The sequence below is a fragment of the Vibrio sp. Isolate22 genome, assembly GCF_022398115.1.
Lineage (GTDB): Bacteria > Pseudomonadota > Gammaproteobacteria > Enterobacterales > Vibrionaceae > Vibrio.
On record NZ_JAKEUW010000007.1, the window covers coordinates 93,331 to 116,770 of the forward strand.

21 protein-coding genes and 1 pseudogene are annotated in these 23,440 nt (G+C 46.3%); 7 read left to right on the forward strand and 15 right to left on the reverse strand.

Going from position 1 to position 23,440, the window contains the following annotated elements; translation table 11 throughout:
- Nucleotides 1–37: 37 nt before the first annotated feature.
- The 7 genes from tatC to rmuC form a co-directional block, all read right to left on the reverse strand.
- Nucleotides 38–793 (reverse strand): twin-arginine translocase subunit TatC, encoded by a 756-nt coding sequence (gene tatC, locus L1D55_RS06665; protein WP_239832421.1) that lies wholly within the window; start codon nucleotides 791–793, stop codon nucleotides 38–40.
- A 66-nt stretch (nucleotides 794–859) separates the two neighbouring features.
- Entirely contained in the window at nucleotides 860–1,267 is a 408-nt protein-coding gene (tatB, locus tag L1D55_RS06670; RefSeq protein WP_004740982.1) for a Sec-independent protein translocase protein TatB, read from the reverse strand.
- A gap of 3 nt (nucleotides 1,268–1,270) precedes the next feature.
- Complete coding sequence (gene tatA, locus L1D55_RS06675; protein WP_008218506.1) at nucleotides 1,271–1,513, reverse strand: Sec-independent protein translocase subunit TatA; 243 nt, start codon at nucleotides 1,511–1,513, stop codon at nucleotides 1,271–1,273.
- A gap of 52 nt (nucleotides 1,514–1,565) precedes the next feature.
- The gene (ubiB, locus tag L1D55_RS06680; RefSeq protein ID WP_239916935.1) at nucleotides 1,566–3,200 is read right to left on the reverse strand and encodes a ubiquinone biosynthesis regulatory protein kinase UbiB; all 1,635 of its coding nucleotides are present in this window, start codon (nucleotides 3,198–3,200) and stop codon (nucleotides 1,566–1,568) included.
- Entirely contained in the window at nucleotides 3,197–3,802 is a 606-nt protein-coding gene (locus L1D55_RS06685) for an SCP2 domain-containing protein (RefSeq protein WP_239916936.1), read from the reverse strand. Before L1D55_RS06685 ends, ubiB begins: the two co-directional genes overlap by 4 nt.
- A gap of 102 nt (nucleotides 3,803–3,904) precedes the next feature.
- On the reverse strand, nucleotides 3,905–4,684 hold the full coding sequence (gene ubiE / locus L1D55_RS06690) for a bifunctional demethylmenaquinone methyltransferase/2-methoxy-6-polyprenyl-1,4-benzoquinol methylase UbiE (RefSeq protein WP_032554326.1): 780 nt from the start codon (nucleotides 4,682–4,684) through the stop codon (nucleotides 3,905–3,907).
- A gap of 65 nt (nucleotides 4,685–4,749) precedes the next feature.
- The gene (rmuC, locus tag L1D55_RS06695; RefSeq protein WP_239916937.1) at nucleotides 4,750–6,282 is read right to left on the reverse strand and encodes a DNA recombination protein RmuC; all 1,533 of its coding nucleotides are present in this window, start codon (nucleotides 6,280–6,282) and stop codon (nucleotides 4,750–4,752) included.
- 138 nt (nucleotides 6,283–6,420) lie between these two features.
- On the opposite strand from rmuC, the gene L1D55_RS06700 reads away from it, so the two are divergent.
- Nucleotides 6,421–7,326 carry a DMT family transporter gene (locus L1D55_RS06700; protein ID WP_239916938.1) on the forward strand — a complete coding sequence of 302 codons (906 nt, stop codon included), beginning with the start codon at nucleotides 6,421–6,423 and terminating at the stop codon, nucleotides 7,324–7,326.
- Between the two features lie 124 nt (nucleotides 7,327–7,450).
- On the opposite strand, the gene L1D55_RS06705 is transcribed toward L1D55_RS06700, so the two are convergent.
- The 3 genes from L1D55_RS06705 to ftnA all read right to left on the reverse strand — a co-directional run bounded on the left by L1D55_RS06705 (nucleotide 7,451) and on the right by ftnA (nucleotide 9,792).
- Nucleotides 7,451–8,644: an NAD(P)/FAD-dependent oxidoreductase gene (locus L1D55_RS06705; RefSeq protein ID WP_239916939.1), complete on the reverse strand. Its 1,194-nt coding sequence runs from the start codon at nucleotides 8,642–8,644 to the stop codon at nucleotides 7,451–7,453.
- A gap of 228 nt (nucleotides 8,645–8,872) precedes the next feature.
- The gene (gene uspB, locus L1D55_RS06710; protein ID WP_102425214.1) at nucleotides 8,873–9,196 is read right to left on the reverse strand and encodes a universal stress protein UspB; all 324 of its coding nucleotides are present in this window, start codon (nucleotides 9,194–9,196) and stop codon (nucleotides 8,873–8,875) included.
- Nucleotides 9,197–9,264: 68 nt separating this feature from the next.
- Nucleotides 9,265–9,792 (reverse strand): non-heme ferritin, encoded by a 528-nt coding sequence (gene ftnA, locus L1D55_RS06715; protein WP_128162446.1) that lies wholly within the window; start codon nucleotides 9,790–9,792, stop codon nucleotides 9,265–9,267.
- A gap of 189 nt (nucleotides 9,793–9,981) precedes the next feature.
- Between ftnA and uspA the strand changes: the two genes are divergently transcribed.
- Together uspA and L1D55_RS06725 are read left to right on the forward strand one after the other, a co-directional pair.
- Nucleotides 9,982–10,416 carry a universal stress protein UspA gene (gene uspA, locus L1D55_RS06720; RefSeq protein ID WP_004740958.1) on the forward strand — a complete coding sequence of 145 codons (435 nt, stop codon included), beginning with the start codon at nucleotides 9,982–9,984 and terminating at the stop codon, nucleotides 10,414–10,416.
- Between the two features lie 52 nt (nucleotides 10,417–10,468).
- A complete protein-coding gene (locus L1D55_RS06725) occupies nucleotides 10,469–11,347 on the forward strand; it encodes a carboxylate/amino acid/amine transporter (RefSeq protein ID WP_008218574.1) in 879 nt (292 codons plus the stop codon).
- A gap of 117 nt (nucleotides 11,348–11,464) precedes the next feature.
- On the opposite strand, the gene L1D55_RS06730 is transcribed toward L1D55_RS06725, so the two are convergent.
- From L1D55_RS06730 to L1D55_RS06740, 3 genes are all read right to left on the reverse strand, one after another.
- Nucleotides 11,465–12,031 carry a DUF3450 domain-containing protein gene (locus L1D55_RS06730; protein ID WP_239916940.1) on the reverse strand — a complete coding sequence of 189 codons (567 nt, stop codon included), beginning with the start codon at nucleotides 12,029–12,031 and terminating at the stop codon, nucleotides 11,465–11,467.
- Between the two features lie 121 nt (nucleotides 12,032–12,152).
- The gene (locus L1D55_RS06735; protein WP_061033086.1) at nucleotides 12,153–12,932 is read right to left on the reverse strand and encodes a class I SAM-dependent methyltransferase; all 780 of its coding nucleotides are present in this window, start codon (nucleotides 12,930–12,932) and stop codon (nucleotides 12,153–12,155) included.
- Nucleotides 12,933–13,071: 139 nt separating this feature from the next.
- Nucleotides 13,072–16,194 (reverse strand): EAL domain-containing protein, encoded by a 3,123-nt coding sequence (locus L1D55_RS06740; protein ID WP_239916950.1) that lies wholly within the window; start codon nucleotides 16,192–16,194, stop codon nucleotides 13,072–13,074.
- A 125-nt stretch (nucleotides 16,195–16,319) separates the two neighbouring features.
- On the opposite strand from L1D55_RS06740, the gene asnC reads away from it, so the two are divergent.
- On the forward strand, nucleotides 16,320–16,784 hold the full coding sequence (gene asnC, locus L1D55_RS06745; RefSeq protein ID WP_008218581.1) for a transcriptional regulator AsnC: 465 nt from the start codon (nucleotides 16,320–16,322) through the stop codon (nucleotides 16,782–16,784).
- Nucleotides 16,785–16,852: 68 nt separating this feature from the next.
- On the opposite strand, the gene prlC is transcribed toward asnC, so the two are convergent.
- Entirely contained in the window at nucleotides 16,853–18,895 is a 2,043-nt protein-coding gene (gene prlC / locus L1D55_RS06750) for an oligopeptidase A (protein ID WP_239916941.1), read from the reverse strand.
- Between the two features lie 278 nt (nucleotides 18,896–19,173).
- Between prlC and L1D55_RS06755 the strand changes: the two genes are divergently transcribed.
- The 3 genes from L1D55_RS06755 (at nucleotide 19,174) to L1D55_RS06765 (ending at nucleotide 21,933) form a co-directional block, all read left to right on the forward strand.
- Nucleotides 19,174–20,013 (forward strand): 23S rRNA (adenine(2030)-N(6))-methyltransferase RlmJ, encoded by an 840-nt coding sequence (locus tag L1D55_RS06755; RefSeq protein WP_239916942.1) that lies wholly within the window; start codon nucleotides 19,174–19,176, stop codon nucleotides 20,011–20,013.
- 187 nt (nucleotides 20,014–20,200) lie between these two features.
- Complete coding sequence (gene gorA / locus L1D55_RS06760) at nucleotides 20,201–21,556, forward strand: glutathione-disulfide reductase (protein WP_239916943.1); 1,356 nt, start codon at nucleotides 20,201–20,203, stop codon at nucleotides 21,554–21,556.
- A 125-nt stretch (nucleotides 21,557–21,681) separates the two neighbouring features.
- A complete protein-coding gene (locus L1D55_RS06765; RefSeq protein WP_239916944.1) occupies nucleotides 21,682–21,933 on the forward strand; it encodes a DUF6482 family protein in 252 nt (83 codons plus the stop codon).
- Between the two features lie 65 nt (nucleotides 21,934–21,998).
- Here the strand turns inward: L1D55_RS06765 and L1D55_RS06770 are convergent.
- Nucleotides 21,999–23,240 (reverse strand): annotated as a pseudogene (locus L1D55_RS06770) (NADH:ubiquinone reductase (Na(+)-transporting) subunit B).
- Nucleotides 23,241–23,440: the final 200 nt, after the last annotated feature.

Here is a 23,440-nt window from a genome sequence, read left to right on the forward strand (position 1 = left end):
CTTTTTTATTATGAGATTTTTACTGCAGAGATCTGACTTACGATTCAGCTTCTTCCTCTTCATCGCCGTCTGGCTTGCGCACATAGAAGCGAGCGAAGAACAGACCGATCTCAAACAGGATACACATTGGAATCGCCAACAGTGTTTGAGAAATCATATCTGGCGGTGTCAGCATCATACCGATAATAAAAGCACCCACGACAATGTAAGGGCGCTTCTCAGCTAGCGCTTTAGGTGTCGTTGCACCCGTCCAACACAACAAGATGATCGCCACTGGTACTTCAAAGGCAATACCAAAAGCAAAGAACAGTGCGAGTACAAAATCAAGATAACTCGATATGTCCGTCGCAAACTCTACCTGCCCTAACGAGATAGCCGTAAAGAAGCTGAATACCAATGGGAATACCACGAAGTAAGCAAACGCCACACCACAGTAAAACAGCAGAGAACTTGAAGCCAAAAGTGGCATGATCAAGCGCTTCTCATGCTTGTACAAACCCGGAGCCACAAAAGCCCACACCTGATACAAAATAAACGGTACCGCGACAAACACAGCGGAAATTAACGTTAGTTTCAAAGGTGTGAAAAATGGCGATGCTACATCGGTTGCGATCATCGTCGCCCCTTCAGGTAGACGATCTACCAAAGGTGCGGATACGAATTCATAAATATCATTAGCAAAATAAATTAGCCCGATAAACACCACTAGAACGGCGAGAATCGATCGTAGTAGTCGATTACGGAGTTCTAGAAGATGGCTAATTAAAGGCTGTGTCTGCTCAGTCGAAGACATTTCAAACCTCTTAAACAGGAAGATCGAAAAGGAGCCGCGTATATCTGGCGACCCCTCCTTGCGAGACTATTCGGCTTTTTTATCTGACGGTGCTGAAGCTTCACTGTTAACCTGAATGGTTTCAGATTCCACAGTTTCCGTGACACTAGGTGTAGTCTCACTCGGCTTATCAGACTCAGGCTTAGCGTATGGACGTTGAACTTCAGCAGCGGCCTGCTTTAGTTCATCGACTGACGCTTTAAGGTCTGGAGATAAATCTTCCATACCCATTTGTTCCGCCTTGCGTAGATTTTCTTGTAGTTCTTGCACCTTAAGCTCGTGAGAAAGTTCATCTTTCACACTGTTTGCCATACTTTTCGCCGCACCCACAAACTTGGATACACTGCGAATTGCCACAGGCAAACGCTCAGGCCCTAGAACCACTAACCCAACGACAGATATTAATACCAGTTCCCAAAAACCGATATCAAACACGATTTACGCCTGCTCTTTGTCTTTCTTTGTTTCAGCAGTCGCTTCTGTCTTCTGCTGTTCAATATTCTTTGGTTCGAAGTCTGCGTCTTTCTTATCTGCAGGCTTTTCATCATCGCTCATTGCTTTCTTGAAGCCTTTAACCGCTGAACCTAAGTCACCGCCCATACCGCGCAGTTTCTTTGTTCCGAATAGCAAAATTACAATTACAGCAATGATTAGAAGTTGCCAAATACTGATACCACCCATTGTCATTGTCCTCGGGTCTGTCTACACAAAAAATATAAAGAGAGTCTACTGTCTAACGACGGTAAGCTCGCCAACTAAGCAGCCAAAATGTGACACCTGCGATGCCACAGCCCATAGATAGCTGCTCATAAGGGCTTGAAACTAATATTGCGGAGCATACGACTAAAGTGGCTCCAACGCCAAACAAAAACTTTCCAGTTGCTTGCTGACGCTTACTCTCTCGGTAGCCTTGGTAAAGCTGATCCATTCTGTGGTTCATCGCTTTACCTTGGCGCAAGCTGTCATAAAGTAATTCTGGCAGCTCTGGCAGTTTTTCTGCCCAGAATGGCGCGCGCTCTTTCACTGCGTTTATCACAGCTTGCGGCCCCACCTGATTCATCATCCAGGTTTCAAGGAAAGGCTTCGCGGTTTCCCACAAATCGAGTTGCGGATACAACTGACGGCCCAACCCTTCAACATACAACAAGGTCTTTTGCAGCAGTACCAACTGAGGCTGAACCTCCATGTTGAAACGCCTTGCTGTATTAAATAAGTTTAGCAACACATGGCCAAATGAGATCTCACCAAGTGGCTTGGCAAAGATCGGCTCACACACCATGCGGATCGCGAACTCGAAGTCATTAACGTTGGTATCATGTGGCACCCAACCCGAATCAACGTGCAGTTCTGCAACTTTACGATAATCTCGGTTGAAGAAAGCCAGTAAGTTTTCAGCTAAATAACGCTTATCTTCACTGTTGAGTGTGCCGACAATGCCACAATCGAGACCAATCCACTGAGGGTTGTCTGGATTCTCAGGATTAACGAATACGTTGCCCGGGTGCATATCAGCATGGAAAAAGCTATCTCGGAAAACTTGGGTGAAGAATACTGTCACACCACGTTCCGCCAGCAGTTTCATGTTGGTGTCGTTGGCTTTTAAGGTCTCAACATCCGAAACCTGAATACCGTAGATACGCTCTGATACCATCAAGGTTTCGCTGCTTAAATCAGGAATCACCTCAGGAACGTATAACTCTTCGCTGCCTTCAAAATTACGACGCAGTTGAATGGCATTTGCAGCCTCTCGGCGTAGGTCCAATTCATCAAGTAAGGTTTTTTCGTACTCATGAACGACCTCAACCGGTCTTAAACGACGTGCTTCAGGAAGCGACTTAGCGACTATACTCGCCATTCGATGCATCAGTTTTAGATCTGCATCAATCACCGGGCGAATATCTGGTCGAATTACCTTCAGAACCACCTCTCGGCCGTTCTCTTTTAACTTCGCAGTATGCACCTGAGCGATGGACGCTGAAGCAAGAGGTTCAATATCGAAGTCGGTAAACCAGTTATCTAAACTGCCACCCAGAGCCTTCTCCATATCTTGCTTAGCCAATTCACCATCAAACGGCGCCACTTGGTCTTGCAAAAGTGCCAACTGATCGGCGATATGAGGAGGGAACAGATCGCGACGTGTCGACATCATCTGTCCAAACTTAATCCACACCGGACCTAGCTCTTGCAAAGCCAAGCGTAGACGATGCCCTAACTCTTTATCTTTGTGCTTGTTCTTAATCCAAAACAGTGACTTTCTCGCCAACAAAGGCGCTTTGGTCAATTGGTGCTCTGGCATCAGTTCATCAAGGCCATATTCCAACTGTACCTTGATAATATGATAAAGACGTTTCAGTTCTGTTGGGGTCATGCTTTCTCCAACAGAGCGTTCAACTTAGCTTCAAGGCGTGCAGCTGAGCTTTTTACGTCATCAACCTGATCGCAAAAATGTGCCACCTCTAATGGCGCAGGAGCAATTTTCCACTCTTCAGTCAGAACCTGAGCGAAGTGATTCTGATGTTTTGTTGCCTGCTTTGCCACAAGGCCACCAACGTTCTTAACGCCTTGTACCAAGGTATGAGCTACCACATCACCTGTCACGCGAGACAACCACTCTTCCAAATCAGGTTTGCAGTCCGTCATCAGCTGAGAAAACTTCTGTGCCAACTGAATATCACCTTCCAAAATCAGCTTATCTTGCTTGATAAGATTAGTAATATTCGATTGCTCACGCAGTTCTGGCAATACAGATAGATTCAAAGATAAGTAGCAATCAGGTTGCCCTTCGTATTCTGACAACACATCAATTTGTTGGCTAAAAACGAACGTAAGTGTTTTATTCAACTCTTTCAAATTGACTTGAATGATCTGCCCTTTTAAACGAGACAAACGACGAACCAATGCTGGATCATCGTTTACTAGCGTATTCAAAGAGGTTTCAATAACCGCGGTTACCAATGGATCAAATGGCATGACTGTCCTTACCTTTGAAAACGGATAAGCCTTAACCTATCCGTTCTATCTTTATTCTTATTTTCTATCTAACACGCTCAAAGCGCTTGCTACCAAGTTCAACTAGAACTTGTAACCTCGGTGCAGCGCTACAATGCCGCCCGTTAGGTTGTAGTATTTCGTATTCTCAAAACCGGCTTCTTGCATCATGCCTTCCAGCGTTTCTTGGTCTGGGTGCATGCGGATAGATTCTGCAAGGTAACGGTAGCTGTCTGCATCGTTAGCAATCAACTCACCCATTTTTGGCAATAGGTGGAATGAGTACGCATCGTATACTTTAGACAGTGGCTCAAGTACTGGCTTAGAAAACTCTAGAACCAATAGGCGACCGCCCGGCTTAAGCACACGGTACATTGAGCGAAGTGCTTTATCTTTATCGGTTACGTTACGCAGGCAGAAGCTGATAGTAATGCAATCGAAGTAGTTGTCTGGGAAAGGCAACTCTTCAGCATTCGCTTGTACGTAATGTACGTTGCCAACAATACCGCTATCACGCAGTTTATCGCGGCCAACATTCAGCATTGAATTGTTGATATCAGCAAGAACTACATGGCCTTTTTCACCAACGATACGCGAGAATTTCGCCGTCAGGTCACCAGTACCACCACCAAGGTCTAGAATACGCTGACCAGGGCGAACGCCACTGCAATCAATCGTGAATCGTTTCCACAAACGGTGAACACCACCCGACATTAAGTCATTCATGATGTCGTATTTAGCGGCTACAGAGTGAAATACCTCTGCTACTTTCGCGACTTTTTCGTCTTTCGCGACTGTTTCGAAACCAAAGTGTGTGGTTTCTGACTCTACTGCTGAATTTGTCTGCACGCTTGTGTCCATAATGCTGTTATCTACCATGGTAAGTTCTCATCGACAGCACACTCTGTGTTTAGAGGCGCTGCGGCCGATTAGTTTACTTTATCCTCAGCGGGTTGTCTTTCTACTAAGGGGGCATTTTCTGAAAAAGCCTCATTTTGCGCCATTTCTGCCAAGCCAATAGAGATAGGTTTCTTCACCTCAACGCCCAATTGCTTGAAGCTTTCTGCCTGACGAATCACATTACCGCGACCTGTTACTAGCTTATTCATGGCACCTTGATAGCTTTGATTAGCTCTATCTAGCGAGCTACCAAGGCCTTCCATATCATCGACAAACAGACGCAGCTTGTCGTAAAGCTTGCTTGCGCGCTCAGCAATCACCTGAGCGTTCTGGTTTTGCCTTTCATTGCGCCACAAGTTATCAATGGTGCGCAGCGCCACCAGCAAAGTAGTTGGGCTGACCAAGATGATGTTTTGCTCCATCGCGTCTTTCACCAAGCTAGGGTCAGCTTGAATTGCCACTTGGAATGCAGGTTCAACTGGGATAAACATCAATACGTAATCCAAGCTTTGGATGCCTTTGAGCTGATGATAATCCTTCTGGCTTAGGCCTTTGATGTGTGCTCTCAGTGAGACCAAGTGATCACGCAATGCGGCATCACGCTGTTGATCGGTTTCGGCATTGAAGTAGCGCTCAAACGCGACCAATGCCATTTTAGAATCCACGACCACTTGCTTATCTTGTGGCAAATGGACTATCACATCGGGCTGATAGCGCTTACCTGCATCATTCTGTAGGTTCACTTGCGTTTGGTACTCATGCCCTTCTCGCAGGCCTGACTCCGCAAGCACACGTGCCAATACCACTTCACCCCAGTTACCTTGCTGTTTGTTGTCACCTTTGAGCGCCTGCGTCAGATTAACCGCTTCACGAGTCATGCTTTCATTTAGGCGCTGCAGGTTTTTCAGTTCATGCACTAAGGTATGACGCTCTTTGGCTTCTTGGCTAAAGCTATCGTTAACTTGCTTCTTAAAGCCTTCTAGTTGCTCTCTCAGCGGTGAGAGTAACCCTTCTAAACTCTGCTTGTTTTGCTGATCAACCTTAGCGGTTTTGGTTTCAAAAAGCTGATTGGCGAGATGCTCGAACTGCTGCTTTAGGCGTGATTCAGCCTGCTCTAAGAGCTGCAGCTTTTCACTGTTAGCAAGGTTCTCTTGATCGTGCCTTGCCTCTTGCTCACGGAGTTCAGCCTCCAACTCCGACTTATGGTCTTTCAGCACGTTAATCTCATCAGCGTACTGCTGGCGCTCCTGCTTGATCGCTTCAAAGTAGCGAAGCTTTTCCATCGCCGCCATCACCTTACCGTGTGCCTGTTTCAGCTCGAATGCAGCTTTGTCTCGCTCATCATCCATTTCATCGAGCTCTTGCTGTGCCTCAGCTAAGGAGGATTTGAGCTGTGACTGCTGAGATTCATGCAACAAACGATCAGACTCAAGTTGCTGCTCGAGCAATCGCTGCTGAAAAGAGAGCTTCTGTTTAACCCACCAACCCACGACGCCACCACTGACGAGTGCGCCAGAAATTGCAGCAATAAGCGTTGCCGGATGTTCGATAATCCATTGCATGATAATGATTTAGCCTAATTGGAAATAACTCATTAAATGGTATTTTGATACTGGATAAATGTCCAGTTTGCCGTATTAAAATTCGACAGATAGACTAAGCGCTCCGTATTCAGTCCCACCCTATTAGAATGAGTTGCCATGAACGAACGTCGTGCCTTGGGCTTTGGCCTTTCCGCAGTACTGCTGTGGTCAACGGTCGCTACTGCTTTTAAGCTGACCCTTGCTGAGTTTTCACCTATCCAAATGCTGACCATTGCCAGCATTGTGTCGTCGATTGCGCTTATCGCGGTCTGCGCCTTTCAAGGTAAGCTTTCTCAGCTAAGCACAACATTCCTATCAAACCCTTGGTACTACCTACTGCTTGGTTTGGTTAACCCACTGGCCTACTACCTGATTCTCTTCAAAGCATACGACCTGCTGCCAGCTTCTCAAGCTCAGGCCATCAACTACAGCTGGGCTATCACGCTAACGCTGATGGCAGCGGTTTTTCTGGGGCAAAAGATTCGCAAGCAAGATTGGGTGGCTTGTACCTTCAGTTATGCGGGTGTGGTTGTAATTGCTACCAAAGGCGATGTACTAGGCATGCAGTTCGATAGCCCACTTGGCGTCGCGCTGGCACTGCTTTCAACCCTACTTTGGGCGGGCTACTGGATCTTGAACACCAAAAACAAGGCTGATCCTGTGGTAGGCGTACTACTTGGATTCTTAGTGGCACTGCCCTTCGCGATTGGTTTAACCATTTTCGAAGGCGAGAGCTTTAGCCAAATCACGGCGAAAGGTTGGATGGCGGTGACTTACGTTGGCCTGTTTGAGATGGGAATTACCTTTGTGTTGTGGCTATCGGCATTGAAGTTGACCAACAATACAGCACGCATCAGTAACCTGATTTTCGCATCACCTTTTATCTCTTTGATGCTACTTTCCACCATTATCGGCGAAGAAATTCATCCATCAACCCTGTTTGGTTTAGTGCTGATTATTGCTGGCTTAGTGATTCAACAAATCAAATTCTCAAAAGACAAAGCGGTTGCTAATGAGAGCTAAAAACGTCGATTGATTGAGAAAATCATTAACTTAGCCGTTTTAGGTTGTAAATGAGATACAAAAATGGCGAGTCGTATGACTCGCCATTTTTATGTGCTTTATATAGCTTAGAAAAGCGAAATGCTTACACCCACTGACCAGCAGTAAAGCCTGAACTCCAACACCATTGGAAGTTGTAACCACCAAGCCAGCCTGTTACGTCCATCACCTCACCAACAAAGAATAAGCCTTTGATGTTCTTACATTCCATGGTTTTTGAAGATAGGTGATCAGTATCAACGCCACCAAGAGTAACTTCCGCTGTACGGTAGCCTTCAGTACCATTTGGTGCGATTTTCCAGTTTTCCAGATGCTCAACAATGCCATTAAGCTGCTTTTCGTTGAACTGCTTAAGCGGTTTATCTTCTAGCTCTTTACGGTCAATCAGCACCTCAACAAAACGCTTTGGTAGTGCTTTTGCTAATGTGTTCTTTAGACTCTGATTTGGATGCTTCTCGCGAGAGTTCGCCAATAACTCAGCCACATCGACTTCTGGTACTAGGTTAATCGACACCGACTGACCCGCTTTCCAGAACGAAGAGATTTGCAGTACAGAAGGGCCAGATAGACCGCGGTGCGTAAACAGTAGCGCTTCTTTAAACAAGGTCCCATCTTGCGCTGTGATCTCCGCAGGAATCGCAATACCAGAAAGCTCTGCGAAATCATCTTTGTCTTCTTTATGCAGCGTAAACGGCACTAAACCTGCTGTAGTCGGCATAACGGATAGACCAAATTGCTCTGCAATCTTATAGCCAAATGGCGTTGCGCCCAGCTTAGGCATCGACAAACCACCAGTCGCTACCACCAGTGAATCACATTCAACTTGGTCGGTGTTGAGGTGCATCTTGAAGCCAGAGTCGGTTTTTTCGATAGAGTGAACGTCGCAGCGGTAGCGTTGCTCAACTTTCGCTTGCTGACACTCTTCAAGCAGCATGCTTACGATATCTTTTGCTGTATGGTCATTCACACAGAATAGCTGACCATGATCGCGCTCTTCGAATTCAATACCGTATTTGCTCACCATAGAGATGAAATCCCAGTTGGTGTATTGAGACAGAGCCGATTTTACGAAGTGAGGGTTTTTACACAGGAAGTTATTCGCAGACACATCGTAGTTGGTGAAGTTACAACGGCCACCACCTGAGATTAAAATTTTTCTGCCTGGCTTTTTCGCATGATCAACCACCAGCACTCGTCGGCCACGTTTACCAGCTTCCGCGGCACACATTAAGCCTGCGGCGCCCGCACCAATCACGATTACATCAAATTTTTCACTCATTGCGCTCTGCTTTCTTCACTTTGCACCTTGAGCACGCCCTGTTCTCAAAATGCCATCAATAAAAAAGGATGTGCATTAACAGCACATCCTTACTAATTGCTCGCTATTCTAGCGGCAATTTTAAACTTTGCAATTGGTGTTCCATCGTACAAACTTCGTACACCGATTAGTGTATATCAAAGTCCAACGAGAAAATAACCGACACTCTAATCACACACGCTGATTTACCTAGACGATAAACGCGGCCAGTAACGTCACACCAAGCAGAGCCGAAGAAAGTATGAATAGCTCTCTCACTCGATCACATTTAGAGGTGAATACCTCGTCGTGGTGATGGTGGTACTCTTTGCTTTTGATGTAACTAAACAAGCGAACTTGTTTGGTCATATTGCCATGAGTTGTGAAGAACCCACCTCCGTCTACTTGTTGATAAAGTAGAGGATGTGCTTCTCGCATAATATAAATAAGCGTTCGTAGCGCCGTAAAATAACGCGCCCAGTTCACGCAAGTCACAACCATTAGTGCAAATAGAATAGTGTCGCCGCTGATCATCCTTTCCTCCCTACATCTTCAAAGGAAAACTCAAAAGAAAAAGATAATCAGAGTCTTTTTCTTACAGCCTAGGCTGCAGGAGCATCCATGATTGAAGATGAACCATCTTTTGCCAATTGCGCTAGGTCTTTATCAATAAAGAACAGTGCTTTACCGTCTTCACCAACAAGTTCTAGCTTATCCAATACACCTTTAAACAACTTCTCTTCTTCGTGTTGCTCTGCAACGTACCATTGCAGGAAGTTAAAGGTTGAGTAGTCTTGTGTGCTGAAAGCAACGTGAGCCAGCTTATTGATCTTTTCAGTAATCATCTGCTCGTGCTCGTAGGTTTCACGGAATACTGCGCCAAGGCTTTCAAATTCATGTTTTGGGGCTTCGATCGCACCTAAAATTGGCATTGCACCTGTCTCACTTACGTAAGTGAAAAGACGCTGCATGTGTTCCATTTCTTCTACCGCATGAGCACGCAGAAACTCTGCTGCACCTTCAAATCCTTTGTCTTCACACCAAGCACTCATTTGTAAGTATAGATTGGATGAGAAAAATTCTAGATTAATTTGCTCGTTCAGTTGCTCAACCATAGTTTTTGACAGCATTTAAGACTCCTAAGTACATCCTCAATTTTCTCTACTATATCACTATTTTATTAATATCTCGCTGACCATTAGTTAACCGATATTTCGAACCTTCATTACGCAAGACGATGGATATGAGATCACTTCAGCAAAAAAAGGCATCGCATAGTGCTAATCTTTAATCAGACAATGAATAAAGGAGGTAGCGATATGAGTTACAAACATATTTTGGTCGCGGTCGATTTATCAGATGACAGCAAATTAATTGTGGATAAAGCGGTAGCATTGGCAAAGCCATTAGAAGCCAAAGTCTCTTTTATCCATATCGATATTAACTATGCCGAGCTCTATACCGGGCTGATTGACATCAACATGGCAGAGACCCAACACAACGCGATGGAAGCGTCTCGTATTCAGCTACAAAACTTTGCAGAGCATGCTCAATACCCGATCACTCACACGCTTGTGGGTAGCGGCGATTTGAGCCATGAGTTGTGCGATACCATCACCGAATACAACGTTGATTTAGTGGTGTGTGGTCACCATCAAGATTTTTGGAGCAAACTGCTCTCTTCTACACGACAACTGATCAATGCCACTCCGGTTGATATGCTGGTCGTGCCTCTAAGAGATTCAGAAGACTAATGATTTAAGGTTAGGTAACATACAGCTCATCTCTTAATAACAAAGTTTTACTATGAGCTATTTAGCTGGTGTTACCCTCCTATGGGCCTTCTCTTTTAGCCTGATTGGCGTCTACCTTGCTGGTCAGGTTGATTCTTGGTTCTCTGTTTTGATGCGTGTTGCTCTAGCAGGTATCGTCTTTCTTCCTTTCCTGAAGTTCCGTGGCATCCCTGGTAAGTTGATCGGTAAGTTGATGGCGATTGGTGGTATTCAGCTTGGCCTGATGTACTGCTTCTACTATCAATCTTTCTTGCTGCTATCCGTACCGGAAGTACTGCTATTTACCGTCTTTACTCCAATCTATGTCACTCTGATTTATGACTTCCTAAAAGGGCAATTCTCACCTTGGTACTTAGTCACAGCTGCGATTGCGGTATTGGGTGCTGTCTTCATTAAGTTCGCTGGAATTAACGACAACTTTTTGGTTGGCTTCCTTGTCGTGCAAGGTGCAAACCTCTGCTTTGCGATTGGTCAGGTGGGCTACAAAGTGGTGATGGAGAAGGAATCAACAGAGCTTCCTCAACATACGGTATTTGGCTATTTCTACCTAGGCGCTCTGTGCGTGGCTTCGGTTGCGTTCATGCTTCTAGGCAACCCTGAAAAACTACCAACCACGTCACTGCAATGGGGAATCCTAATCTACCTTGGCTTAATTGCTTCTGGGTTGGGTTACTTTATGTGGAACAAAGGCGCATGCATGGTAAACGCAGGTGCACTTGCCGTAATGAATAATGTGTTGGTGCCTGCTGGTTTGGTGGTGAACATCCTGATCTGGAACCGAGACGTTGATTTGGTACGACTATCGATTGGCGGCGGGGTTATCTTGCTTTCTCTCATCGTGAATGAGACGTGGGTGAAAAAGCGTGTGGCGAGATCGGCGGCGAACGCCTAACAAATTTTTATGCGCCAGCGCGGCCAAGTTCTCTTCGGAGACAAAAAGCAAAAGAGCGACCTAAGGTCGCTCTTTTTAGATCTGGCTAACGTGTTGAATAATGTTCAACAGTTGGTGTTAGTGAATATGATTCACAACCACAGCCTGGTTTTCAGTGAACGCTACATCATCAAGTCGTAAGTTGATGCGTTCCAATTCACTTTCCAGCTTCTGGCTTTTCTTAAACAGCTTTTGCTGCTTCTTAATCATCTTCGCCAGCTTCTTATTATATTTCTCTTGTTTCTTAGCCGCCTTTTTCGCTCGCTTCAGTTCTGATTTCTCATCACCATTCGCGTTAGCGATGCGTTTTTTCAGTTTGGCTTTTTTCGGTGACGCTTGTTTCTCTGCGTCTCCAACAGCAACGGCTGGGTCAAACATCTGTACTGATGAATCAGGCATCTCTGCCAAGGTGACTTCAGGCTTCGGTAGCGTTTCAGCTAGCAAACCACAAGCCGCCTTCTCTTCAGCTGGCTTATTCTGACAACCTAGCGGCGGGATTGCTGTTGGTTTGCATAGGTTCGCTTCGTCCGCCGATGAACGTGCACAAGAGCGGCACACAAACTTAGGTTCAGTAACCAAGCTGTGGATCTCGCCTAGGTGTTCGGTAATGTCTCGACGGTTTAACTTACAAAAGCGTTTAGCCATGCTACAACTCCAGCTAAGAATAATAATGATTCTTAGTTAGATATACATCCGTAACGCGACTATCGCAAGTGTTAAATGGCAATTTATCGTATTTATGACGGGAAATTTTCTTAGCGCATCGCTAAGTCATTGATGCTTTCACATACACGTCAAAACGGTTCTTTTTGGTTTCGATCGCCATACTCGGTTTTTGCTCATCTAACCAAGCCGCATAATCGGGTCTTTTGACTACAACTCGCTTTGATGCGAGCTTCATTGCTGGCGCTAATAGAGCATCAGCATCTAAATCTGCACCGACCAAAGATTGGAATACGCGCATCTCTTTTTTAACTAGCGCCGATTTCTTTTTGTTCTCTGGGTGTGGGTACATTGGGTCTAGATACACCACATCCGGTTGCTCAAAGTTAGGATCATCGCTGAGCTTATCCAGCGCATCATGGCTTGAGGCATGAATCAACTTCATACGTTCGCTAACCCAACCACCGATATCTGGATCTTGCTGCGCACGCTGTAATCCATCATCAAGCAGTGCTGCAACAACAGGGTGACGCTCGACCATCTGCACCTTACAACCTAAAGAAGCCAGTACAAATGCATCGCGCCCTAAGCCTGCCGTGCCATCAAGAATGGTTGGCGTAGCCCCTTTATTCAAACCTGCCGCCTTGGCAATAGCTTGACCTTTACCACCACCAAACTTACGTCGGTGACCAACCGCGCCGCCAACTAAATCAACGAAGATAGCGCCTAACTTGGGCTCGTCTACTTTGCGCAGCTCAAGCCGCTCGCTAGTCAGCACCAAAGCAAATTCGCTGTTTTCATCGTGAGATAAATTCCAACGGGTCGCTAAGTCATTCAGATGATCGATTTGGGTAGCATCTTCGCAAATCAGTTGTAGTTGCAAGGTCGTCTCCAACAGACAGTAGTATTCAAAACAAAAGAGGCAACCAGTTTACCTGATTGCCTCAACAATACATATTAGCGGTGCAAACTATTAGCACCGAAAGTCGCGAGATGAACACAAGGGCCGTACGTAGGCATTGTTAATTTGCGTTTTCTAGCGCTCGCTCTTGCTGAAGCTCATCAACCAACTCAGCAAGTGGCTTAGGTCGGCCAATGATGTAGCCCTGTGCATAGTTAACACCGAGCTCAATCAGCTTGTCGATGATCTGGGTATTTTCAACGAACTCGGCCACTGTGTGCTTACCCATCTGCTTGGCTAGATCATTGATAGAACGAACCATCACATGGTCCATCTCATTGACATCAATATCACGCACGAACAGGCCATCGATCTTAACGATGTCGACTGGCAGCTTCTTCAAGTAACCAAACGACGATAACCCCGAACCAAAATCATCGAGCGCGATCATGCAACCAAGATCTTTGATTCGAGTGAAGAACTTGATCGCCTGTTTCATGTTACTCATCGCCGCTGTTTCGGTGATCTCTAAGCAGATCTTATGACACGGAATCGACGAGTTACTCAAGCTTTCAATCAGGAACTCAACAAACTCTCGGTTGCCCATCGAGTGACCAGAAAGGTTGATAGAGCACATCCCTAAATCATCAATCAGATGTGGGCGTTGCTCTAACCAACTCAGTGTCTGACCGATCACTTGGCGGTCAATCAAATGCGCAATGTTGTAGCGCTCAGAGGCAGGCATGAAGATCCCCGGAGAGATGTATTCCCCATCCACATTTTTAATGCGCACCAAGATCTCGAAGTGCATCTTGTCACTGTCTTCATCTAAGCCAAGAATACGCTGTGCAAACAACTCCAGGCGATCATTGGCTAGGGCTTCATGCACTAGGTTAACGCACTCCATCTCTAGGTGACGTCGACGCAAGTCTTCATCATCTTGATGGTAAAGGTGATAGCGGTTACGCCCTTCCTCTTTAGCCGCATGACACGCCGCGTCTGCCTGAGCATGCACCATTTGTGGCGTTGCGGCAGTATGGTCGATCAATCGAATGCCGATAGAGCAGGTTAAGTTAAGTCGGATGTCATCCCACAAGAATGGATTGTCGCCCATCATCGAGATAATACTACGACACACATTCACCGCATCTCGCTCAGTACAATCTTTGATGAGTACCGCAAACTCATCCCCACCCATACGCGCCAATACCGCATTGTATGGCAGTACCTCTTCCAATAACTGCGCGCTAAACAAGATCGCAGCATCGCCCGCTTCATGCCCGGCGGTATCGTTCAGTACTTTCAGCTGGTCTAGGTCTAAGAACAGCATTGCGTGGGTACGCATGTGGCTCTCAACCTCTTTGAGTGCCTTTTGCAGTTCTTGCTCAAAGTGGTTGCGGTTAAAGGTATCAGTCAGCAAATCATAGCGTGCCTGATACTCCAACTTTTCAGAAAGCTCATGTGTCTCGGTGATGTCCTCACCCACAATCAACAACTGATCAGACTCCACCAGCGGGCGGATATTTTCTCGAATCCAAATCGTGCTGCCATCGGCATGACGATATTCAATATCACGACGCCATACACCTCGAATCTTGTGCTGTGGCTGCAACAAGATATGACGTGGAATCATCGCGTTTTCATCGACGTAGAACTCTCTAGGGCGATGACCTAACAGTTCATCCAATGGGTAGCCAAGCAGCTCTTCGGCAAACTGGTTCACTTGTTGGATGCGGTTATTACCATCCAAGGTAATCATCATCACCGGTTGTTTGTCGTAATAGAGTTTTAGGTTCGCTTCACGCTGGAATAGCTTGTTCTCAGCCAGCTTACGTGAAGTGACATCGCGCGCCTCAAACAAGAACTGAATATCGCCTTCTTCACTGCCCGGCATCGGCTTCAGTGAGATATCCAATACCATTGCACCGCGATCTCGACACCAAACCTCAGCTTCAAAGCGTAAAGATGGGTGATCATCTCGCTCAACAAAATACTCTTTCAACACCTCACTGGCAGAGTCTTCCCAGTGCTGATGTTCTTGCAAAGGTGTTCCTAGCTTATATCCCTGATTGTAGAGCAGCTCATGCAGCTTGCTATTACTCGACAACAACACACCGCCTTTATCGATAATGCCCATAAACTGAAGGCTCTGGTCGAATATCGACTCCAACAATCGTTGGCTTTGGCGGCTAGCACGTTCGCTCTTCTTGAGACGATTGAGGTAATACACCAAGGTGGCGATCACGCATGACATGCCAAGGAACATTAAACCTATGGTGCGAATTTCATCGCGGTAACGCATCAGGAAAGGCTTAGGCTTGTTAAGGAATGTCACCGCGGCTTCGTTTTCTGCACCTAAATCCCAACGCGATATTTGTTGATAGTCGAGTTTAATCTCCGGCGCACCAGCGACCACAGGAGGCAACGGTTCATTAGGGTTCGCCAACACCTGCAACAAAACACGACCAGTGTTACGCCCTTGAGTTTCACCGCTTTGAATCACACCGCCAATGGCACCAAAACCTAGGCCTAAATCGTGCACCATATACAGTGGCATTTGCGTTTTAATGTTCAGCTGGCGCCAGTCTTCATCACTGCTCACATCACCTTTTGCATCTCGGTAATACGCCCAAAACAGCAAGCTTTTCCCTAGATCAGCACGTTGCGAAAAAGTCGTCAGTTCTTGGTACGAGTCTGGGACATAGTGTTCAATTAAATCTGCAAAGTTAGGATTTTTTTCAATGAACAGATCGATTTGTGCGCGAATAGCCTCACCAGTCACCGAGTGATCGGTCACCATATAAACCTTTTTCACGGTCGCTTGAAGACGCTTAATAAGTTCGATGTTACCAACCAGATCGATGTCTTCAGTGATGCCCGTGGCGTTCAAACCTTCGATCATTTTAGGAGAAAAGTTATTGATGCCACCAAAGATGACCGGGGTTCCATTGAGATCTGACGCTAAACGCTTCATCAGGTTCAGGGCATTGTTATCACTCACCACAACTGCTGCAAACTCTTCGTGCATTAATTTGGTGTGATAAAGCTGGTACACGCGCTCGAGATATTCAGGGTTCTGAGAGCGTTTGCTGTCGAGGTAAACGACGCGGTAAGACAACCCGTCGCGATCGAGCTCTTCGGACAATCCTTTATGGAAATCATCCGTCCAGAAAAAACCTTGATGGTAGGAGTGGATCACCAATACATCTTTTGTCTGCGCCGAAGCAAATACGCTCCAACACATCGCAATAAATAACACCCAAAATCGCACTGAATTCACCCTAACATCATTGTTGCTGCTAATATTATCACCCTTGGCTATGATATGTACTCTAGCCGATATATTTTCATTAAATCTAAGGGTTAAGCATGTCCACAACTACCGCTCGTCTCGATGACCTAGACCGTGCCATTCTGAAAACCTTAATGGAAGATGCTCGTACGCCTTACGCCGAGATGGCAAAGCAGTTTGACGTAAGCCCTGCGACTATTCACGTCCGTATCGAGAAAATGAGATCGGCCGACATTATTGAGCGTACCGAGGTGGTGGTAAACACGAAAAAGCTAGGTTACGACGTATGTTGCTTTATTGGCATCAACCTGAATGCAGCCAAAGATTACCACTCGGCAATCGCCAAACTGAATGCCCTAGATGAAGTGGTTGAAGCCTACTACACCACTGGTGCGTACAATATTTTCGTTAAGTTGATGTGTAAGTCGATTGAAGAGCTGCAGTTCGTCCTGATCGATAAGTTGCAGGCAATTGATGAGGTGCAGTCGACCGAGACGCTAATCTCACTGCAAAACCCAATCAATCGTAATGTGAACCCATAGCCGCTTGATAAACAGATACAAAAAGAGCCTCACGAGGAGGCTCTTTTTACATTCTGACCAGTACAATATTACGCGCTGATACCAGCGTGGCGCAGCATCGCATCGATTTGTGGTTCGCGGCCACGGAATCGTTTGAACAACTCCATAGGCTCTTCACTGCCACCCATTTCTAGGATGTTATTCAGGAAGCGGTTACCCGTTTCAGTGTTGAAGATACCCTCTTCTTCAAATGCTGAGAACGCATCTGCCGATAGCACTTCAGCCCATAGGTAGCTGTAGTAACCCGCGCTGTAACCACCAGCGAAGATGTGGCTAAAGCTGTGTGAGAAACGGTTCCAATCAAGACTTGGTAGTACCGCCACTTTAGACTTCACGTCAGCCAGTGTTTCAAGTACGCGCGCACCCACTTCTGGGTCGTAAGTGGTATGTAGCGTAAAGTCGAACAGACCGAATTCTAACTGGCGTAAAATGAACATCGCTGATTGGAAATTCTTCGCCGCTAGCATTTTCTCTAGCATCTCTTTTGGTAAAGCTTCGCCGGTTTCGAAGTGACCAGAAATGAACGCCAATGCCTCTTCTTCCCAACACCAGTTTTCTAGGAACTGACTTGGCAACTCAACCGCATCCCAAGGCACACCATTGATACCTGCAACCGCGCCTGCTTCTACTTGAGTCAGCATATGGTGGATACCATGGCCAAACTCATGGAACAGAGTCACAACTTCATCGTGGGTAAACAATGCTGGCTTGTCGCCAACCGGTTTATTGAAGTTACACGTTAGGTAAGCAACTGGCGTTTGTAGTTCTCCAGCAGCGGTAATACGACGACCACGGCAGTCGTCCATCCATGCTCCGCCACGCTTGTGTTCACGAGCGTACAAATCTAGGTAGAAGCTACCTCGCAATGTGTCATTAGCATCAAAGATATCAAAGAAGCGTACCGACTCATGCCATGTGTCGACGCCTTCACGCTCTTTCACTGTCATACCAAATACACGATTCAGTACTTCAAACATACCCGATACCGCTTTCGATTCAGGGAAGTAAGGGCGCAGCTCTTCATCTGAAATTTGGAAAAGGTGCTGTTTCTGTTTTTCGCTGTAGTAAGGGATATCCCAAAGTTCTAGCTCAGACACACCAAACTCTTTTTCAGCGAACTGGCGCAGTTCTTCCACTTCACGCTCACCTTGAGGTTTCGCTTTCACCGCTAAATCATTCAAGAAGCCCAGAACCTGATCTGGCGTCTCTGCCATTTTGGTTGCCAGAGATTTCTCACTGTAAGTGCCAAAGCCAAGCATACGTGCGATCTCATGACGCAATTTAAGCTGCTCGGTGATGATCTCAGTGTTGTCCCACTTGCCTGCATTTGGACCACGGTCTGAAGCGCGAGTAACGTAAGCTTCGTACAGCTCTTTGCGCAGATCTTGGTTATCACTGTAGGTCATTACTGGTAGGTAAGACGGGATATCTAAAGTCAGCAGGTAACCTTCTTGCTCTTTAGCCTCTGCCGCTGCTTTTGCCGCCGCCAGTGCTGATTCAGGCATGCCGGCCAATTCAGCAACATCAGTGACCTGCTTGCTCCAACCCATGGTTGCATCAAGTACGTTGTTTGAGAATTGAGAACCCAGCTCAGACTGACGCTTGCTGATCTCGCCATAGCGATGCTGCTCGTCAGCGGGTAAACCAATGCCTGACAATTCGAAATCACGCAGTGCATCGGTAATGGTTTTTTGTTGAGCTCGATTTAATCCAGAGAATGCTTCGCTTGCCTTGATCGCTTTATACGCTTCAAACAGACCTTTGTGTTGACCAACCCACGTGCCGTACTCAGACAGCAGAGGTAAACAGCTTTCATACGCTTCACGCAGCTCGTCACTGTTCACAACCGAGTTCATGTGGCTTACTGGTGACCAAACACGGCCTAAACGATCATCCACTTCTTCAATTGGAGCAACTAGGTTGTCCCAGCTTGGCGAAGTATTACCTTCAAGTACTTGTTCTATCTTGTTGCGACACGCTTCAATCACTTGCTCAACCGCTGGCTTAACATGCTCAGGTTTGATTTGTGAAAACGGAGGTAAGTCCGTGAAGGTTAATAGCGAATTAGACATATAAACATTCCTTTGGCGTTAGAGACTTTCGTCTTTTTTGTAATGAGGTCGTCTTACAGTCATCAGGCTAAGCAGCGCCCTAAAAAATCACCTGCGAATAGTTATTAAATAGTGCCCATAAAGGCAAATTTCAATAGTAGAACCAATAACTAACTGCAGATAGCTGACGACTGTCCCTGAATTGTTCGAGAATTTATGGTCCATTGAGGGTTATAATAATCAGATTAACCCACCTACACTAACCACACTCTAAAACGAGAGTGTTACGAGAGTTTAATTTGTTAAGTTATCGCCACAGCTTCCACGCAGGTAACCATGCCGACGTAGTAAAGCATATCGTACAGAGCCTTATTCTTAATTCTTTGAAACAGAAGGATAAGCCTTTTGTTTACCATGACACTCACTCTGGTGTAGGTCGTTACGACTTAACGCATGAATGGTCTGAAAAAACCGGTGAATACAAACAAGGTATCGCTCGCGTCTGGGAACAGCAAAACCTTCCTGAAGACATTCAAAGCTACCTTGAGTCTATCTCAACGCTAAACAACGGTGACAAACTGCGCTACTACCCAGGTTCGCCACGTGTTGCACGTGCCCACCTGCGTGACCAGGACCGCATGGTACTGACCGAGCTTCACCCAGCTGACCACCCGCTGCTTGAGCAAGAGTTCCACCGTGATCGTCAGGTATCCATCTACAAAGAAGATGGCTTCAAGCGTCTGAAAGCAAGCCTGCCGCCAAAAGAGCGCCGCGGCTTAGTACTGATCGATCCACCGTACGAACTTGCAAAAGAGTACCGTGATGTAATGACAGCTATTGCTCAAAGCCATAAGCGCTGGGCAACCGGTATCTACGCAATTTGGTACCCGGTAGTGAACCGTTGTGACATCGAAGACATGATCGAAGGCTTAGAAAGCTTAGGCATCAACAAGATTCTACAGATCGAGCTTGGCGTGTCACCAGATACCAACGAGCGTGGCATGACAGCATCAGGCATGATTGTTATCAACCCACCTTGGAAGCTAGAAAGCCAAATGAACGAGATTCTTCCATTCTTGAAGGAAGCAATTGCACCAGCAACCGGTCACTACAAAGTAGAGTGGATCGTACCTGAGTAATCTCGACGCCACATCGAAGCTCAAGAAGCAGTCAAAAGACTGTGATGTGGACGAATAAATTTCAAGCAGGGAGATTGAGTTCAACCGATCTGCCCTCAATATAATAATTAGACAATTTTAGAATCTATAGGACGTAGGTATCCAGTGTGCTCACTGTGACTACAACCCTCAATAAATGGAGAAAGTAATGGCGACTCATTTTGATTACATCTGTATCGGTGGCGGTTCAGGCGGCATCGCATCAGCAAACCGCGCGGCAATGCACGGTGCAAAAGTTGCACTTATCGAAGCTCAAGACCTTGGTGGTACTTGTGTAAACGTTGGTTGTGTTCCTAAAAAGGTAATGTGGCACGGCGCTCAAGTCGCTGAAGCGATCAACCTATACTCTGAAGACTACGGCTTTGATGTTGAAGTGAAGAAGTTCAACTGGAGCAAGCTGATTGAGAACCGCCAAGCGTACATTGGTCGTATCCACCAATCTTACGATCGCGTACTTGGTAACAACAAAGTAAACGTAATCAAAGGTTTTGCTAAATTCGTTGACAAAAAGACGGTTGAAGTAAACGGTGAACACTACACAGCTGATCACATCCTGATCGCGGTAGGTGGTCGTCCAACGATTCCAAACATCCCAGGTGCAGAATACGGCATCGACTCAAATGGCTTCTTCGAGCTAATGGAGCAACCAAAACGCGTTGCGGTTATCGGTGCAGGCTATATCGCAGTTGAGATCGCAGGCGTACTAAGCGCACTTGGTACAGAAACACATCTGTTCTGCCGTAAAGAGTCTCCGCTACGTAGCTTCGACCCAATGATCGTTGAGACATTGGTTGAGGTAATGGAAGCAGAAGGTCCAACACTTCACACGCACTCTGTGCCTAAAGAAGTAGTGAAAGAAGCGGACGGCACGCTGACTCTGCATCTAGAGAATGGCAACACTCAAAACGTTGACCACCTAATCTGGGCTATCGGCCGTCACCCAGCGACTGACGCTATCAACCTAGCATCAACTGGCGTTGAGACAAACGACCGTGGCTACATCAAGGTAGACGAGTTCCAAGCGACTAACGTTCCTGGCATCTACTGTGTTGGTGACATCATGGAAGGCGGTATCGAGCTAACTCCTGTAGCGGTTAAAGCAGGTCGTCAACTTTCTGAGCGTCTATTCAACGGTCAAACTAACGCGAAAATGGACTACAACCTAGTTCCTACTGTTGTATTCAGCCACCCACCTATCGGCACTATTGGTCTAACGACTCAAGAAGCTGAAGAGAAGTACGGCAAAGACAACATCAAGGTTTACACATCTGGCTTCACTGCGATGTACACAGCAGTAACCAAGCACCGTCAACCTTGTAAGATGAAGCTAGTATGTGCTGGCGAAGAAGAGACAGTCGTTGGCCTACACGGCATCGGTTTCACGGTTGATGAGATGATTCAAGGCTTCGGCGTTGCAATGAAGATGGGCGCAACCAAAGCAGACTTCGACTCTGTTGTAGCAATTCACCCAACGGGCAGCGAAGAATTCGTTACTATGCGTTAATCAACACTTTTAGTTGATACTTTTAAAAAGCAGTCCTTGGGACTGCTTTTTTATGCCCGCTTTGAACCTTGGTTCACGATTCGACGTAACACCAATATCCACCTAACTAGAAAATGGAGTTTGTGATGAATTTACTAATCGAATCATTTGAAGGCGGGATTTACTTAGCTTACCAAGTTGTTGGCGAGCAAAAGCGGTTAATTAAAGACGACCACCAGCACCCGATGAAGTTTTTGAGTGTCAATCAAGCACGTGACCACTTTAGCGATCAAGGCGTATCGTCAGCAACGCTGATACATAACAGCGCTTACGATGAAATGTGTGGTGAACACTGTGGCAATACACAACCATTTGAGATTGATTTGAAGTGGAGTTGAATGGCTTTTATGTTTCTTTATCAATAGAAAGGCTTGCATATCGGCAAGCCTTTTTCTTTAGTGGATTAACGCGCCATGCGTTTTTGCCTACGCTTAATATTCTGTTCTTTCACAATGAAATCAAATAGCGGAGCAAACAGATTAGCAAACAAGATAGCAAGCATGATGCCCTCTGGGTAGGCAGGGTTGAGTACTCGTATACCGACTGTCATCACGCCTATCAGAATCCCGTAAGCCCATTTACTGTTGTTGGTGAACGCTGCAGATACTGGGTCAGTCGCCATGAAGAAAGTACCAAACGCGACGCCACCTAGTACAAAGTGCCAGTAGAACGGCATCGAAAACATCGAATTAGTATCCGACCCAATCCAGTTCAGTAAACTCGAGGTTGCCACAAGCCCAACAATCACACCAGCCACAATACGCCACGATGCTATCTTCATGACAATCAGAATCACACCGGTCAACATAATGAGTAGTGAAGACACTTCGCCCATCGAGCCCGGAATATTACCGATAAAGGCATCCATCCAAGTGATGGCCTCGCCTGTCATGTTATTGATCAACGACGAGCCACCACCTTCATACCATTGGCTGAGCGGTGTCGCTCCTGAGTAGCCGTCAGCGGCAACCCATACCAAGCCACCGGACATGTTGGCGGGATAAGCAAAGTAAAGAAACGCTCGCCCTGCCAGTGCAGGATTGAGGAAGTTTCGCCCTGTACCACCGAACAACTCCTTGGCAACAACAATACCAAAGGTGATACCCAAGGCGGCTTGCTACAGCGGAATAGTTGGCGGGAGAATAAGTGCGAACAATACCGAGCTTACAAAAAAGCCTTCATTCACCTCGTGTTTTCGTGCAACGGCAAACAAAACTTCCCAGAAGCCCCCGACCACAAATACGGTGGCATAAACAGGTAAGAAGTAGAGCGCCCCAAAAAACATCTGGCTTCCCCAGCCGCTTGCTACTAACGACTGTGCATCACCAAACGCCCACGATAGGCGCCAACTACTATCAATGATAGAAGCAAGCTCGGCACCGGAATAGGTAGCCGTTAACCCCATCACGGATTGATGGCCTACGTTGTACATACCCCAAAACATCGCGGGGAAAGTGGCTAACCACACCAGAATCATAATCCGTTTTAGGTCGATGCTGTCTCGGACATGGGTTATCCCTCGGTTCACATTCCCTGGCGTGTAAAATATGGTCGCAAATGCTTCATACACTGGGTAGAGCTTTTCGTACTTCCCCCCAGCTTCGAAGCTAGGAGCCACATCTTCTAATCGTTTTTTCAAACTCATAATCTCTAATCACCTTGTTGCTGAGTTATGGTTTTCTACGCACCAACAGCGCTATTTGAGCAATTTTTAGTGCTTTTTGATCAAATTCATTTCAAGATGTCTGCCGTCGGCTACCTATATACTAATTAACAGCATGTCCTAGCCTTTGAATTTCGAGGTCTAAAAACAACAAAGCCCCAGCAATCGCTGAGGCTTAAGTA